Source organism: Butyrivibrio sp. VCB2001 (assembly GCF_000423965.1).
Lineage (GTDB): Bacteria > Bacillota > Clostridia > Lachnospirales > Lachnospiraceae > Butyrivibrio.
This window is the reverse complement of record NZ_AUIZ01000001.1, coordinates 82,154-96,311: the sequence shown is the minus strand read 5'-3', so window position 1 is coordinate 96,311 and position 14,158 is coordinate 82,154. Positions and strand designations below refer to the sequence as shown.

The following is a 14,158-nucleotide window of genomic DNA, read 5'->3' as shown; positions in this document are numbered from 1 at the left end:
AAAAAGTATGAATTATAATTTGGCATTAACAGATGAGGCGCTGCTTACTATCGAAAAGCCCGAGAGATACATCGGCAATGAGGTAAACAGTGTTGTTAAGGATAAGGGGCAGATCGATATAAGATTTGCCTTCTGTTTTCCTGATGTATATGAGATCGGAATGTCCCATCTGGGCATTCAGATCCTTTACGGAATGTTCAACTCTTACGACGACGTATGGTGCGAGCGTGTGTATTCTCCATGGATGGACATGGATGCACTTATGAGAGAAAAGAACATTCCTCTTTTTGCGCTTGAATCTCAGGACCCGATAAAGGACTTTGACTTCCTGGGCTTTACCATCCAGTATGAGATGTGCTACACGAACATATTGCAGGTTCTGGATCTTTCAGGCATTCCTCTTAAAACTGCTGACAGGACCTGGGATGACCCAATAGTCATTGGTGGTGGCCCCTGTACCTATAACCCTGAGCCGATTGCGGATTTCTTTGATATTTTCTATATCGGAGAGGGTGAGACAAGATATCGCGAGCTCTTTGACCTGTATAAGGATGCGAAGAAAAGAGGTATCAGCCGAATAGATTTTCTTCATGAAGCTGCTAAGATTCCCGGTATCTACGTACCATCATTTTATGATGTTAAGTACAAGGAAGACGGGACTATTGCATCCATGGAGCCGATTATTGATGATATTCCAAAGACCATCAAAAAGGAGATGTGCACTGACCTTTCTCACGAGTTTTATCCGACTAAGCCTGTAGTTCCCTACATCAAGATCACTCAGGACAGAGTTGTGCTTGAGATTATGCGAGGATGTATCAGAGGCTGCAGATTCTGCCAGGCAGGACAGCTCTATAAACCTCTTCGTGAAAAAGATGTGGAATATCTTAAGAAAATTGCCATAGAAGCTCTTGAGAACACCGGATATGAGGAGATCTCTTTAAGCTCCTTAAGTTCCAGTGACTATTCAAAACTACCTGAGCTTATAGACTTTTTGATAAAGAGCTGCAATGAAAAGAAGATAAACATATCTCTTCCGTCACTTAGAATTGATGCATTTTCTCTGGATGTAATGAGTAAGGTCCAGGATGTAAAAAAGAGCTCTCTTACTTTTGCACCGGAAGCCGGAACCCAGAGAATGAGAGATGTTATCAATAAAGGTCTCACAGAGGAGGATATTCTGAGAGGATCACACGAGGCGTTCCTTGGCGGATGGAATAAAGTTAAGCTTTATTTCATGCTGGGACTTCCTACAGAGACAGATGAAGATATCTATGGCATCGGTGATATAGCCAATAAAGTAGCTGTGGAATATTTTGAGACTGTGCCCAAGGAAAAGAGAGGCGGGCGTACGATAGACATCGTAGCAAGTACTTCATTCTTTGTGCCTAAGCCTTTTACTCCGTTCCAGTGGGCGCCCATGAACACCAAGGAAGAGTTCCTTGATAAAGCCAATAAGACCAGAAAAGGAATCATGTCACAGCTTAACCAGAAGCATATCAAATACAACTGGCATGAAGCTGACGCAAGCATGATGGAAGGCATTTTTGCAAGAGGCGATCGAAGGCTCTGCGACGTTATTCTCAGAGCTTATGAAAAGGGCTGCGTTTTTGACGCCTGGAGTGAGTACTTCAAGTTTGACACATGGATGGAGACCTTCAAGGAATGCGGAGTTGATCCTTTCTTCTACACCACAAGAGAACGAGCTGATGACGAGATATTCCCATGGGATATCATCGACTGTGGCGTAACCAAGGCCTTTATGTTAAGAGAATGGAAAAATGCTCTTGCAGGTAAGAAATCAATAAATTGCAGACAAGGATGTTTGGGATGTGGTGCAGCTTCCTACGGAGTCGGAGTTTGCACGGAGAGTAAATAATGCATAAATTACGTTTGAAATTTTCAAAAAACGGACCAATAAAGTTCATAGGTCATTTGGATGTCATGCGATATTTTCAAAAGGCCATCAGAAGAGCAGGTATTGATATCAAGTATTCAGAAGGCTTTAGCCCACATCAGGTGTTATCTTTTGCGCAGCCCCTTAGCGTAGGATCAACCAGTGATGGTGAATATCTTGATATGACTGTCAATTCCATGAGCAGTGTTGAGGATATCATGGACGGACTTAACAGTGTTATGAATGAAGGCATTAAGATCGTTGCCATTGCTGAGCTTGATGAGCGCGAAGAAAAAGCAATGACAACTTCATACGCTGCTAAATATCATCTGAAATTCAGAGAGAATTCAAAGCCTGACTTCGACTGGGTAAGCGAGATGAAGTCTTATCTTGAAAAAGAAACTCTTCCCGCCGTCAAGAAGACAAAGAGCGGCGAAAAAGAGATTGATATGAAGCCGATGATATTAAATTATGAGTTCGGAGAAGACTATCTTGATATATTGCTTATGATGAGCAGCAAAGTTACATTAAAGCCGACTTTGCTCTTTGAGTATTTCTATAAATCATTGGGAAAAGAGTTTAACACCGTATGGCTCGATATACACAGAGTGGATATTTACCGCGATTTTCAGGAAGGCGATAAAACATACATCGAACCATTCATAGCCGGTGATACAGACGAGAGAATATATATAAATGGCTGATATCTTTGTTTCAAACTATGATAATTATCCGGTTGTTTCAGCTTATATAGACAATAAGCTGGAGTTTATTTCTGTTGTCCGTGATTCGGTGCTCGGTGATATTTATTTATGCAGAGTGGAGAATATCCTGAAGAATATTGATTCTGCCTTTGTGAGGTATCGCGATGACGAGCAGGGTTATGTTGCGCTCAAAAACATACTGCCTATTACCGTTGTTAACAGACAGATCACTTCGCCATCGGAGTTAAGACAAGGTGATGAGATTGTTCTTCAGGTTGAGGCAGAACCACTCAAGCTTAAGAAAGCAAAACTTTCATCACGGCTTTCTATCTCGGGTAAATTTGTTGCTGTTACGTTGGGTAGAAAAGGTGTCGGCGCGTCTTTGAAAATCTCTCAGGAAGACAGAAACAGACTGATAAATTGTGCTAAGAAACATTACAAAGACTTGGCGGATGAATATATTGAAAAGCTATCCGGTACTAATTTTGGTGTTATCGTAAGGACTGAAGCTGCTCGTCTTTCAGAGGATGATATAGATGAGAACATTAGAGATGATATAAAGGCATGTATAGACAAAATCTGCGATATTCTGAGTGTGGCAAAGAGCCGAAAGGTCTTTTCCTGTCTTCAGAAAAATGACAGTGCAGATGAAGCATATCACATTGAAAAAGCAAGGGCATTCATCAGGACCAAAACCTCAGATGAACCACGTATTCTTAATGAATCCGTAGTTTACAGTCTTAAAAAAGATATGGATAAGCTGCTCTATAACAGGGTGTGGCTTAAATCAGGAGCTTTCCTTATCATCGAACAGCTTGAAAGCTTTAATGCCATAGATGTAAATACAGGAAAAGCAATTTCCGGCAAGACAGATATTACATATAAAGTCAACATAGAAGCTGCCGATGAAATATTCAGACAGATAAGGCTTCGAAATCTTACGGGAATGATACTTATAGATTTCATTAACATGAAAGACAAAGAAGATGTGCAAAAACTTTGTGATCATGTAAGAGCTCTTGCCAGAAAAGAAGTGGTACACACTGAATTTGTCGATATAACCGGGCTTGGCATTATTGAGCTCACAAGAAACAAAAACGATAAATCATTAAAAGAAATATTACAAAATAACAATCAAAGTGTTGACAACATGGAAAATGAATGATATTATACCATGGTATGCCGCTTAACTAGGCCTAAGTGGGTCTATCCCCGCCGAAGTTAGCGAGTTTTTTGAAGAAGGAGGTAACTTATGTACGCAATTATTGTAACTGGTGGTAAGCAGTACAAAGTTTCCGAGGGCGATGAGATCAAGGTAGAGAAGCTTGATGTAGAGCCTGGAAAAGAAGTAACATTTGATAATGTTATTGCAGTAAGCGACGACAATACACTCAAGGTTGCAGGCGATGTTAGCTCAGCTAAGGTTAGCGCAACAGTTGTAGAGCAGGGACGTGCTAAGAAGGTTGTTGTTTACAAGTACAAGAGAAAGACTGGCTATCACAAGAAGAACGGTCACAGACAGCCATTCACAACTGTTAAGATCGACAAGATCACAATGTAATTTAAGCTGACAATATACAGATGACGACTATTACAATTACGAAAGCTTCAGATGGCAGTTACAAATGGATTGAATGCAACGGACATGCAGGATTTGCTGAATATGGTGAAGACATTGTATGTGCTGCGATCTCGGTCCTGACAATCAATACTATCAATTCTGTTGAGAAGTTCACGGATGATAAGATATTGACCAGCCAGAATGAAGAAAAAGGTATATTGAGATTAGAGTTTGAGGATATTCCTTCAAAGGAAGCAGATCTTTTATTAAGGTCTTTCGAGCTCGGTGTCACCAGTATATACGAACAGTATGGTAAGAAATTTTTGAACATTAAATTTAGGAGGGAATAAGTCATGATGAATATGAACCTTCAATTTTTTGCTCATAAGAAGGGTGTTGGATCAACCAAGAACGGTAGAGATTCAGAATCCAAGAGACTTGGAGCAAAAAGAGCTGATGGACAATTCGTGAAGGCCGGAAATATTTTATACAGACAGCGTGGAACACACATTCATCCTGGTGTTAATGTTGGAATCGGTAGCGATGACACATTATTTGCACTTGTTGATGGTGTTCTTAGATTCGAGCGCAAGGGCAAAGATAAGAAACAGGCCAGCGTTTATGCTGTAGAGAATAAGTAATTTTTGCAAAAGACAGGCTTCAAACTTTTTGTTTGAAGCCTATTTTTAACTAGTTGTATTTTGAGGTACTAATATGCCAGTATTTGTAGATAAAGCTAAAATCTTTATACAGAGCGGAAAAGGCGGAGACGGACATATCTCTTTCAGAAGAGAGAAATACGTTCCCAACGGCGGTCCTGATGGAGGAGACGGCGGAAAGGGCGGAGATATCATCTTTAAAGTGGATGAAGGTATCAATACGCTCTCAGACTTCCATTACGGCGGCAAGTATAAAGCTGAAAATGGTGAAAACGGAAATAAAAGGCGCTGCCATGGAAAAAATGGCGCTGACCTTATCATAAAGGTTCCTGAAGGAACTGTTATAAAAGAAGCAACCAGCGGTAAAGTAATCGCAGATATGAGCGGTGATAACAGGGAAGCTGTGATCTTAAAGGGCGGAAAAGGCGGAAACGGTAACATGCATTATGCTACCTCAACCATGCAGGCGCCTAAGTATGCACAGCCCGGTCAGCCGGCAATAGAGCTTGAGGTTTTACTTGAGCTTAAGGTGATCGCAGATGTGGGCCTTGTTGGATTCCCTAATGTTGGAAAATCAACTTTCCTTTCGAAGGTTTCAAACGCTAAGCCCAAGATTGCCAATTATCACTTCACAACGCTTACTCCAATGCTGGGTGTTGTTGATCTTGACGGTGCTAAGGGCTTTGTTGTTGCAGACATACCCGGACTTATTGAGGGGGCATCCGAAGGCGCAGGACTTGGACATGAGTTCTTAAGACATATCGAGCGAACCAGAATGATGATCCATGTTGTTGATGCAGCTTCAACAGAAGGCAGAGATCCTCTTGAGGATTTGGAAGCCATTAACAATGAGCTTAAGAACTACAACGCAGATATAACCAAGAAAATCCAGGTTATTGCTGCAAATAAGGTTGATATGCTTCCTGAGGGTGAGGATGCTGAGATCATAAAAAAGATCAAAGAAAAGTACGAACCTCTAGGTGTAAAAGTGTTTGCAACCTCCACACTAACTGGAAAAGGTATCAAGGAACTGTTATACTATGTAAGTAGGACCCTTTCTGAGATTGAGGACAAACCTATTACCTTCGAGCAGGAATTCTTCCCTGAAGATATGGCAACAGAAGCTGATGAGGCATTTTCTGTTTATTACGATCAGGATGAGGCTGAATATGTTATTGAAGGCCCTAAGATTGAGAAAATGCTTGGCTATACAAACCTTGAATCCGAGAAAGGATTTGCGTTCTTCCAGAAATTCCTTGCAGACACAGGAATTCTCGATCAGCTTGAGAGTCTTCACATTCAGGAAGGCGATACTGTAAGAATGTATGGATACAGTTTTGAGTACTACAGAAATGCAGACACAGTACCTGCAGATGATTCGACAATAGATGAGGATGAAGAATAATGACATTAACAAGTAAACAAAGAGCTTATTTAAAGGGACTTGCAGCTGACCTTGAGCCGGTTTTCCAGATTGGAAAAGCTACTGTAACACCCGAGATCACCAGCGCGATTGCAGAGACCTTTAACACACATGAGCTCGTTAAGATCACTGTGCTTAAGAACTGCCTTGCAGATGTTAAGGAAGTTGCTAACACTGTTGCTGAGAGAACAAGATCTGATCTTGTTCAGGTGATCGGAAGAAAATTTGTATTATATAAGCCTTTTAAGGATGATCCTAAGATAATCCTTCCAAAGACTAAAAAGGCTGAATAAATCAAAAATATACCATGTTGGAGGCACTAATATGGAATGCAGAAAGATTGGTATACTGGGCGGTACATTTGATCCTATTCACAATGGACACCTTCTTCTTGGAGAGTCTGCCAGAGAGCAGTTTTCTCTGGACAGAATAATCTTTATGCCAAACAATCTGGCTCATTTAAAGAACAGGACTGAGATTTCAAGCGGTGATACCCGTTATCAGATGGTAAAAATGGCAATTGCGGATAACCCGTATTTTACCTGCTCAAGACTTGAAATTGATAAGCCTGAAGGCACATATACCATTGATACCATCAATGAACTTAAGCTTATGTATCCGGGCGATGAGCTTTATCTTATTCTCGGCGGAGATTCAATAATCGGTATTGATTCCTGGTATAAGGCAGATGAGCTTTTGAAATCCTGCGTGATTCTTGCTGCAGTCAGAGAAGAGGACGATCTTCCTGCTCTCGACAGAAAGAGACGTGAGCTCAATACAAGATTTGGTGCGGATATCAGGATAATGACTTTTAACAGAATTGACATTTCGTCTACAGACATAAGACAGCGTGTTAAAACCGGAAGATCTGTAAGATATCTTTTACCTGATGAGTGTATTGAATTTATGTGTATAAAGGGATTATACAGATGAAGATAATCGAAGTGTCTCAGAAACTGCGCAAGCAGCTTGAAAACGAACTTAAACCCGACAGATTTGACCATACTCTGGGAGTTGCTTATACAGCTGCCAATATGGCTTTTTTGTACGGCGCTGATATTGAAAAAGCTCTTATCGCAGGATATCTGCATGACTGTGCCAAGTGCATGACTCATGAAGAACAGATAAAGATATGTGAAAAGAATGATATTGAGATTACTGAAGTAGAGAGAAAGAACCATTCTCTTTTACATGCAAAAGTCGGTATGTATCTGGCCAGAACAAAGTACGATGTCTATGATCCTGAGATCCTGGGAGCCATTAGATGGCACACTACAGGACGAGAGGATATGACTCTTCTCGAGAAGATCGTATATATCGCCGACTTCATTGAGCCAAACAGAAGACCGCTTGAGAATATGGCTGAGATCAGAAAAGAGGCATTTACCGATCTCGACAAGTGTCTTGCGCATATTCTGCATGATTCAGTGATCTATCTTAAGACAATCGGAAAAGAAGTTGATGAGGCGACTATGAACGCCTACGAATTCTATAAAAAATTCTACATATAAAGAAAGAGGTTTACATGTCAGATATTGAAGTTTCAAAGAAAATGGCTGCTATGGCGGTTGATGCTCTTGAAGACAGAAAGGGCGAGGATATTCGCGTAATTGATATAAGCGAGATTTCAACTCTCGGCGATTTCTTCATTATTGCTGCCGGAACCAACAGAAACCAGGTTCAGGCTCTTGCTGATAACGTTCAGGAGAAGCTCGGAAGAGCAGGCTACATGACCAAGAATGTAGAAGGCTATGAGGGAGCTAACTGGATACTCCTTGATTTCGGAGATATTGTAGTTCATGTCTTTGACAGCGAGAACAGACTTTTCTACGATCTTGAGAGAATCTGGAGAGACGGTAAGCAGATAGATACTGCTGATCTAAAGTAATATCAAAAATTGAAACGATTAAGTAATGAGCTATTGCGCTAGCTGTGTGCGATAGCTCATTTTTTGTGCATAGAAGGTGTGACTAAATTGTCATTGACAAATGCTTGTCACAAACAAACTGAGGTACTTATGTGACGTAAAATATTATAAGGAGTATTCATAATTGCGAGTGGATTCAAATGAAATATAGGAGAACTGTATGAGCTTTAGGTTTAAGACTTTTATTTCATTGATGACTGTTGTTTTGGTTCTGGCAGGTTGCGGAGGCGGAGCCGGTTCTGCCAATATGCCTTACGAACCGGATACACCTGCGCCGGATCCGCATGTTGGACGATTTGTATCAGACCATGGAGAGATGTCTTTTAACGGAGACGGAGTGTCTGTGGAAATAGATTTTGATGAGGAATTATCTGCTCTGGCAGGACTTCCCTCAGGGAAACAGGAGTGTAAATATACCTTCCTTAGTGGGAATCTGCCTCCCGTTGGCAGCGTTGATGTCAGGTATGATGTGGCCCATGAATTGCGTATAAGTACAGAGAGTATTTCTGTAGTGATACCTCTTGGGCTTGCATCCGATGATGGAAGCACTGCCAGTGTTGGAACCAATGTAGTGACGAGCGAGAGAATTCCTTTTTTATTTGATATTGATGGTAAAAACATGACTATTTTGTTTGAAAAGACTAATTGATAACAGGAGATACTTATGTTTTGTACGAACTGTGGAAAGCAGATACCAAATGACAGTGTGTTCTGTGAATTTTGCGGTACTAAAATCGACAATGCCAAAGCAGCTGATGAACCAGTTAAAATGCAGCCTCGTCCAGAGAAGCAGGCAAACACCGAACCTGAAAACAATAAATCAAATAAGGTCGTAACTGTACTTGCATCTGTTGTACTAATTGCAGTCGCATGTGTGTTGGTGCTGGCTTTTGTTGGCATAAAAGAAAAGGATAAGCTTGAAAAAACAGATAAAGAAACCGAAGAGGTTCAAACTCAGGTTGCACAGAATGATCAAAATGAATTAGTGCAGGACAATTCAGTGGAAGATTTCCTTAAGCAGGATATTGTCACGGAAGAATCAAAAGAAGAACCTGTAAACAATATAGAAAACTCAGAAAATGAAGTTGTAAGTGACTCTGAGACAAATGTTTACGAACCCAATGGAAAAGCCGGATTTAGCGATTTTTCATGGGTTGACGTAACACTTCCTGATGGTACTACTAAGTTCGAGGATATCGATAAAGCAAGCGGAAAGTGGAAATGTCTTTTAAATGCTTCTGCAAGTGGTGATGTGATGGGAAGAATCATGCTGTCCGAGGCAGATATCCAGTACCACGGTGATAAAGTAACTGTTTATCTGGATGTTACGGAAAGATATGAGTATCCGGAAGAAAACCCAACAGATTATCAGTTGGTTGCAAAGGATGAAGGCTGGGTGATGGAACTTAGAGGCGAATGGGATGCCAGTTTTGGAAGCATAGAAGCTAAAAGCGATCAGACAGCGCTTCGTATTGATATTAACCAGTTCTCTGAAAACAACAAAGCGCAATATGCAATGGGCGATGTTTATAACGGTGATGAAAAGATAGGCTTTATTTTCTTCGTCAGACCTTAAGTTATTGATTTAATCACTTTAAAGGAGGAATGACATATGGCTGGCAAGATCAGATATTGTTCTAATTGCGGAAAAGAGCTAAATGAAGGAGCTAAATTCTGTAGATACTGCGGAAATCAGATAATAACAGCAGATGCAGACATTTCTGCGCTAAACAGAGCGGGTGAATTTGAGGTTATGGATTTTACCATTGGCAATTCAGATGGAAGCGGCGATATGACTTCAGCTGCTACTATTGATGCAAAGGACTCACAGGTTTTGTCACCTTTAGGCGCAATTTGGGACAGCGTTAAGTCGATACTTGGAGGAAGTATTGGGCTTTTGCTTAAGCCTAAGATGCTGATCCCTGTACTTATCTTAGCTGTTTTATGGATATTCCTGGGAATGGCGCATAGTTCAGATCAAAGTATAATAAAGATTCTTTCGTGGCTGACCTTTGCACAGGGAGGACTGGACAGAAGCGATGCTCTTGGAACCATCGGTGGAATATTTGGAAAAGGAGCCGTAGGAGCAATGTTCTTATCGCTCTTTAACGGAGGCGTTCCAAAGCTCTTTTCCGGTATCTCGGCAATATTTAAAAAGACAGAAGGTAAGATGGGATTCTTATCAATAATAATCGGCTATCTTATCGGCATGGTAACAAATTTCGCTTTTGTTGGGTTTGATACAGCTAATGCACAATCGACGATGGCCGGAATATCCGGCATCATTCTATCACTTCAGGCGCTTGGTGGTAAGAGTGGACTTATATATTCTCTGGCAGAATCTTTTACTGCTAAAAAGAGTAATGGCATTCGAATGCCTCAGGGTGGAAAGACCAAAAGCCTGCTCATTGGATCAGTAGCAGGTTTTGGAACAATCACAGCACTTTCCTCACTTCTTTGATAGGAGGCGCGTATGATATTTTTTGAAAAAGAAAATGTCAGATATAGGCTTTTATCATATTTGTTGATGGCAATGTTCATTTTGACAAGTATACTGATGTGTATTTTTATACGTCCGCAAACTGTATATGCTACAAGTGATAAGAGTAGTGGTTATTGGAAGCTTAAGGAAACCAATGTTACGTCGCAGGATAATGATATTGGTGAAGATGGATATGCATCATACTATTATTCCGGAACAGAGCTTACACATACAGAAAGGGTAAGCCAGCCGGCAACTGATTATCACGGATCCGGAAGTGCTAATATGTCTGTCAGTTGTTCTGCGCCGCCACAGATCATATACCCTGATGATGAAGTGGTTTTCAGTCTATCAGCGAATATCAGCTTTGAAGGATATTATCTGCTTTGGTCGTTATACGGTGCTGTTGGATATGGTGAACCAAATCAGGAACGAACTGCAATTATGAATAATGCGCCGTCCAGATTTTCGCCTACTGTAGAAGGAAAGGAAAACAAGGTTTATCTGGATACGATCGGTAATACACCAAATCCCAATGCTGAAGTAAAGGCTACTTTGGGAAAAGGATACGAAGATGGTGACGAAATTGCCATCCTCTTTTCCGGTGCCGGGACAGATACTCTTTGGATCTATGAATGGGTTGATACCTCTGTAAAAGAAGCAGTACCTGTGCCAGGAACAGATAATAAAGAAGATGAGGGGATAACAGATAGCAGTTTAGATGAAGCAACAGATGTAACTGAAGATTTTGAAGAGGAAGAAGAGACTGACGAGAAGGTCTTTCAGGAAGATTTTACTGATGCATCAAGCACATTAGGTGAGGATCAGGGTACTTCCATAATTGATGAAATCTTTGAAGGAGGCGATGCTTCACTCCCTGAGGCAGCTGCAGTAGGTGGACTTGGAGCACTTATTGCAGGTGGTGCTGCAGTAAGCAGTGGTACTTCCAAAAACAAAAAGACTAAGAAGAATAAAAAAGATAAAGATAAAAACAAAGAAGAGAAAAAGGCATCTGCTACATACAAGATGTATGTAAATAAAGAATTTGGAGATGTCCTTAGCAAAAACGACCAGCAAAAGTATGTGTACGCTCGCATTGTACAGGTTGAAGAGTCCGGTTATGAGAAAGAAAGAGATGATCTGACACAGAGGATCAGAGTCTTTTCCGGTGATAATGTTCTGACGGTATCAGATGCAGGAATGACTACAAACGGATACAAAGCAGCTTCTGTCAGTGTGCCCGAAAACTGTGAAAAAATGCGCGGTAAGGTGAGCTTTACATTGTCAGGTGAAGGCGGAACTTACGTAAGGCATGTGGAGTTTAAGATTTCCCTTGGAGATCCTGAAATCGTATTTACTAAGATTGCATCTGACGGCGTAAGCTGGGCTGTCACATCTTTCAAGGGTGAAGCTACGCTCATTGCAGGTCTTGGTGGCACAGATATGGTTCCTTTCTATATTGCAAATCTGTATGAGGAGCCAAAAGAGCTGAGGGCAGAAGAAAATTCGTCCTTTAAGGTTACATTCGAGAAGGTGCCGACATACGAAAATGGCTACTATGCAGTGGTCGAAAACTGCAGCGAAATGATGGAGAAGACTAACGATATCGTTGCAGATCAGAAGGATGTCAGGATAACCATAGAAGCAGAGCTTAATAACGGAACAGTTATCAGTAATTACTTTGTTATAGCTCTTTATCCGGATGGAATCTCCGTAATACCAAATACGAAGTTCTTTAAGAATGATATTCTTCAGGTCAATACGGTTCCAGATGAGGATCCAAAGCCGGGAGATTTTGAGCTTATGCCATCCTCGTTTGATGTACTTGTATGCTACAGAAATGAAAAGGCAGACGAAAATGTCATAATAAAAAATCCTTCAATGAGCTTTAAGGATCCTGATGATGAAGGAAAGTATGGAAACACCTTTAAGGAGAACTTTACTTACAGGATTGTACATATGGGTGTTGGTGGATTTGACTTCTTCCCGATGTCTACACTTCCGATGTTTGGCAAGCCATATGAAGCCAAAATGAGGTTGATCTACAAGGGCAAAGACGGAGCTTGTTTGGAAGGCGACCTTCCGATAGAATTTTGGGGAGATAAGCCGGTTCCACCTAGTCAGGCTGAGAAAGAAGAAGCAATAAAGAGGCTAAGAAAGACAGTTGAATTATTCGGCATAGGCCCAGAACCTCAAATAAGGCAAATGATAAGGAATATCGAATTCTATTCTCCTGCGGATATAGAATTTTTGAGATATTATATCATTCTTCTGTCGCTTCATTTTTACGAGGATTATAGTAAGGCAGAAATAGAATTTGCTGATCTTTGTCAAAGATATGAACTTGTGGCAGGATCTATGGTCAAGGCCGGAGATTATGCCATTCAGGTAATACTTAATACTTATTATCCGGGAGGTACCGGTAAACTTGCAGCTGCATTTATCAATCCATTTAAAAACATGTTATTTGAATGGATTGGAATGTACTATGGCCTGGGCGCAGAACCTGAAAACGGTGTAGAAAATGTAGAAAAAATGAAGACCTTCTTGTCTGCTGTTCAGGATACCCTGGGCGAACTTATGACCGGAGATCTTAGGCCAACGCCTGAAGCAATGGGAATAGTTGTTTCATGTTATCTCATTTATTCATATGCAAATCACTATTACTACGGTGAAAAAAACGAAAAGGGCGATGTATACAGATCTGTACTATGTGCAGTGGGAGATCTTGGCCTTAATTCTCTAAAAGGGTTTATTTCCGATAAGCTGACCGAGAATAAAAAAACTTTGGAAGAAACATATAATAAGTTAGGTACCTGGATAGGAGGCAAGCTTTCATCTTTCTTTAACGGAGTTATTCAAAAAGCAATGAAATTTGCAGGGGATAAGGCATTCGAGTCCCAAATACGTTCCACTATTAAGGATGGAATAGGATATGCGGAGTACGCAGCTGCACAAGCAGCCAAGAAAAATGTAAAAGAATCTACTGAGGAAATCCTGAAAGTGATTCTTTATAATTCAGATAAAATGTCCGCAGAAGCAATCGGAAAAGCAGTTGATATGCCGATTGCTGCTATTATCAACTATATTTGGATGGAAATGTTTGGCGGAGAAGAACCTTTAGGTGCAACTACGGATGAAGCGCTTTTAACGTTGTTCTTTGAGTCTATTGGATTTGTGCCAGAAAACATGGTTCTTGTATCTGAAAAGACAATAGGGTTGTCATCCTTTAGAGTTGAGAAGGGAACTTTTATAGTCGGTTTCTGCGGCTATGAAGTTGTATTTTCGGTTGTGAACAATATTGCAATAGTTTTTGACATGCTCTATTCCTTTGCTTTTGGATGGATGAACCAGTTGTTCAAAGCTCCTAAGCCTGAGATCAACAGTCTAGCTGACCTGCGAGACAGTATCTTGCCGAATAAACAAGTGATCTTTGATGCCCAGGATCAACTTCTCTACGCTAAAGAGGTTGTAGTGCGTCCGACTGTTGATAAAAAAGATTGAT

At 40.8% G+C, this 14,158-nt stretch carries 15 protein-coding genes; all 15 read left to right on the top strand.

All coding sequences use genetic code 11. The features are described from left to right. Positions 1 to 7 precede the first annotated feature (7 nt). Entirely contained in the window at positions 8 to 1,879 is a 1,872-nt protein-coding gene (locus G589_RS0100440) for a TIGR03960 family B12-binding radical SAM protein (protein WP_026520684.1), read from the top strand. Continuing rightward, positions 1,879 to 2,601 (top strand): TIGR03936 family radical SAM-associated protein, encoded by a 723-nt coding sequence (locus G589_RS0100435; protein WP_035775034.1) that lies wholly within the window; start codon positions 1,879 to 1,881, stop codon positions 2,599 to 2,601. Before G589_RS0100440 ends, G589_RS0100435 begins: the two co-directional genes overlap by 1 nt. Next, positions 2,594 to 3,766 carry a ribonuclease E/G gene (locus G589_RS0100430; protein ID WP_026520682.1) on the top strand — a complete coding sequence of 391 codons (1,173 nt, stop codon included), beginning with the start codon at positions 2,594 to 2,596 and terminating at the stop codon, positions 3,764 to 3,766. Before G589_RS0100435 ends, G589_RS0100430 begins: the two co-directional genes overlap by 8 nt. An 87-nt stretch (positions 3,767 to 3,853) precedes the next feature. Beyond that, a complete protein-coding gene (rplU, locus tag G589_RS0100425) occupies positions 3,854 to 4,162 on the top strand; it encodes a 50S ribosomal protein L21 (protein WP_026520681.1) in 309 nt (102 codons plus the stop codon). Between the two features lie 20 nt (positions 4,163 to 4,182). Beyond that, positions 4,183 to 4,512 (top strand): ribosomal-processing cysteine protease Prp, encoded by a 330-nt coding sequence (locus tag G589_RS0100420; protein WP_026520680.1) that lies wholly within the window; start codon positions 4,183 to 4,185, stop codon positions 4,510 to 4,512. Positions 4,513 to 4,515: 3 nt separating this feature from the next. Further along, a complete protein-coding gene (rpmA, locus tag G589_RS0100415) occupies positions 4,516 to 4,803 on the top strand; it encodes a 50S ribosomal protein L27 (RefSeq protein WP_022767165.1) in 288 nt (95 codons plus the stop codon). Between the two features lie 73 nt (positions 4,804 to 4,876). Further along, positions 4,877 to 6,226, top strand: coding sequence for a GTPase ObgE (gene obgE, locus G589_RS0100410; RefSeq protein WP_026520679.1), 1,350 nt, complete (start codon positions 4,877 to 4,879; stop codon positions 6,224 to 6,226). After that, positions 6,226 to 6,537 carry a ribosome assembly RNA-binding protein YhbY gene (gene yhbY / locus G589_RS0100405; protein ID WP_026518925.1) on the top strand — a complete coding sequence of 104 codons (312 nt, stop codon included), beginning with the start codon at positions 6,226 to 6,228 and terminating at the stop codon, positions 6,535 to 6,537. The genes obgE and yhbY overlap by 1 nt, the downstream gene beginning before the upstream one ends. Positions 6,538 to 6,568: 31 nt before the next feature. Then, positions 6,569 to 7,177 carry a nicotinate-nucleotide adenylyltransferase gene (gene nadD / locus G589_RS0100400; protein ID WP_022767162.1) on the top strand — a complete coding sequence of 203 codons (609 nt, stop codon included), beginning with the start codon at positions 6,569 to 6,571 and terminating at the stop codon, positions 7,175 to 7,177. Then, positions 7,174 to 7,755: a bis(5'-nucleosyl)-tetraphosphatase (symmetrical) YqeK gene (gene yqeK, locus G589_RS0100395; RefSeq protein WP_026520678.1), complete on the top strand. Its 582-nt coding sequence runs from the start codon at positions 7,174 to 7,176 to the stop codon at positions 7,753 to 7,755. The genes nadD and yqeK overlap by 4 nt, the downstream gene beginning before the upstream one ends. Positions 7,756 to 7,769: 14 nt before the next feature. After that, positions 7,770 to 8,132: a ribosome silencing factor gene (rsfS, locus tag G589_RS0100390; protein ID WP_022763914.1), complete on the top strand. Its 363-nt coding sequence runs from the start codon at positions 7,770 to 7,772 to the stop codon at positions 8,130 to 8,132. A 199-nt stretch (positions 8,133 to 8,331) separates the two neighbouring features. Next, positions 8,332 to 8,820 carry a hypothetical protein gene (locus tag G589_RS0100385; RefSeq protein WP_026520677.1) on the top strand — a complete coding sequence of 163 codons (489 nt, stop codon included), beginning with the start codon at positions 8,332 to 8,334 and terminating at the stop codon, positions 8,818 to 8,820. A 15-nt stretch (positions 8,821 to 8,835) separates the two neighbouring features. Next, the gene (locus tag G589_RS0100380) at positions 8,836 to 9,747 is read left to right on the top strand and encodes a zinc-ribbon domain-containing protein (protein WP_026520676.1); all 912 of its coding nucleotides are present in this window, start codon (positions 8,836 to 8,838) and stop codon (positions 9,745 to 9,747) included. Positions 9,748 to 9,783: 36 nt separating this feature from the next. After that, positions 9,784 to 10,632 carry a zinc ribbon domain-containing protein gene (locus G589_RS0100375; RefSeq protein WP_026520675.1) on the top strand — a complete coding sequence of 283 codons (849 nt, stop codon included), beginning with the start codon at positions 9,784 to 9,786 and terminating at the stop codon, positions 10,630 to 10,632. Positions 10,633 to 10,644: 12 nt separating this feature from the next. After that, positions 10,645 to 14,157, top strand: a complete 3,513-nt coding sequence (locus G589_RS0100370) for a hypothetical protein (RefSeq protein WP_026520674.1) — start codon at positions 10,645 to 10,647, stop codon at positions 14,155 to 14,157. Position 14,158 lies beyond the last annotated feature (1 nt).

What these genes read in the sequence shown, in the direction of transcription:
- rsfS (WP_022763914.1), top strand. Translation starts at nt 7,770, where the DNA reads ATGTCAGATATTGAAGTTTCAAAGAAAATGGCTGCTATGGCGGTTGAT.
- yqeK (WP_026520678.1), top strand. Translation starts at nt 7,174, where the DNA reads ATGAAGATAATCGAAGTGTCTCAGAAACTGCGCAAGCAGCTTGAAAAC.
- rpmA (WP_022767165.1), top strand. Translation starts at nt 4,516, where the DNA reads ATGATGAATATGAACCTTCAATTTTTTGCTCATAAGAAGGGTGTTGGA.
- G589_RS0100385 (WP_026520677.1), top strand. Translation starts at nt 8,332, where the DNA reads ATGAGCTTTAGGTTTAAGACTTTTATTTCATTGATGACTGTTGTTTTG.
- rplU (WP_026520681.1), top strand. Translation starts at nt 3,854, where the DNA reads ATGTACGCAATTATTGTAACTGGTGGTAAGCAGTACAAAGTTTCCGAG.
- G589_RS0100440 (WP_026520684.1), top strand. Translation starts at nt 8, where the DNA reads ATGAATTATAATTTGGCATTAACAGATGAGGCGCTGCTTACTATCGAA.
- nadD (WP_022767162.1), top strand. Translation starts at nt 6,569, where the DNA reads ATGGAATGCAGAAAGATTGGTATACTGGGCGGTACATTTGATCCTATT.
- G589_RS0100430 (WP_026520682.1), top strand. Translation starts at nt 2,594, where the DNA reads ATGGCTGATATCTTTGTTTCAAACTATGATAATTATCCGGTTGTTTCA.
- G589_RS0100380 (WP_026520676.1), top strand. Translation starts at nt 8,836, where the DNA reads ATGTTTTGTACGAACTGTGGAAAGCAGATACCAAATGACAGTGTGTTC.
- yhbY (WP_026518925.1), top strand. Translation starts at nt 6,226, where the DNA reads ATGACATTAACAAGTAAACAAAGAGCTTATTTAAAGGGACTTGCAGCT.
- obgE (WP_026520679.1), top strand. Translation starts at nt 4,877, where the DNA reads ATGCCAGTATTTGTAGATAAAGCTAAAATCTTTATACAGAGCGGAAAA.
- G589_RS0100375 (WP_026520675.1), top strand. Translation starts at nt 9,784, where the DNA reads ATGGCTGGCAAGATCAGATATTGTTCTAATTGCGGAAAAGAGCTAAAT.
- G589_RS0100420 (WP_026520680.1), top strand. Translation starts at nt 4,183, where the DNA reads ATGACGACTATTACAATTACGAAAGCTTCAGATGGCAGTTACAAATGG.
- G589_RS0100435 (WP_035775034.1), top strand. Translation starts at nt 1,879, where the DNA reads ATGCATAAATTACGTTTGAAATTTTCAAAAAACGGACCAATAAAGTTC.
- G589_RS0100370 (WP_026520674.1), top strand. Translation starts at nt 10,645, where the DNA reads ATGATATTTTTTGAAAAAGAAAATGTCAGATATAGGCTTTTATCATAT.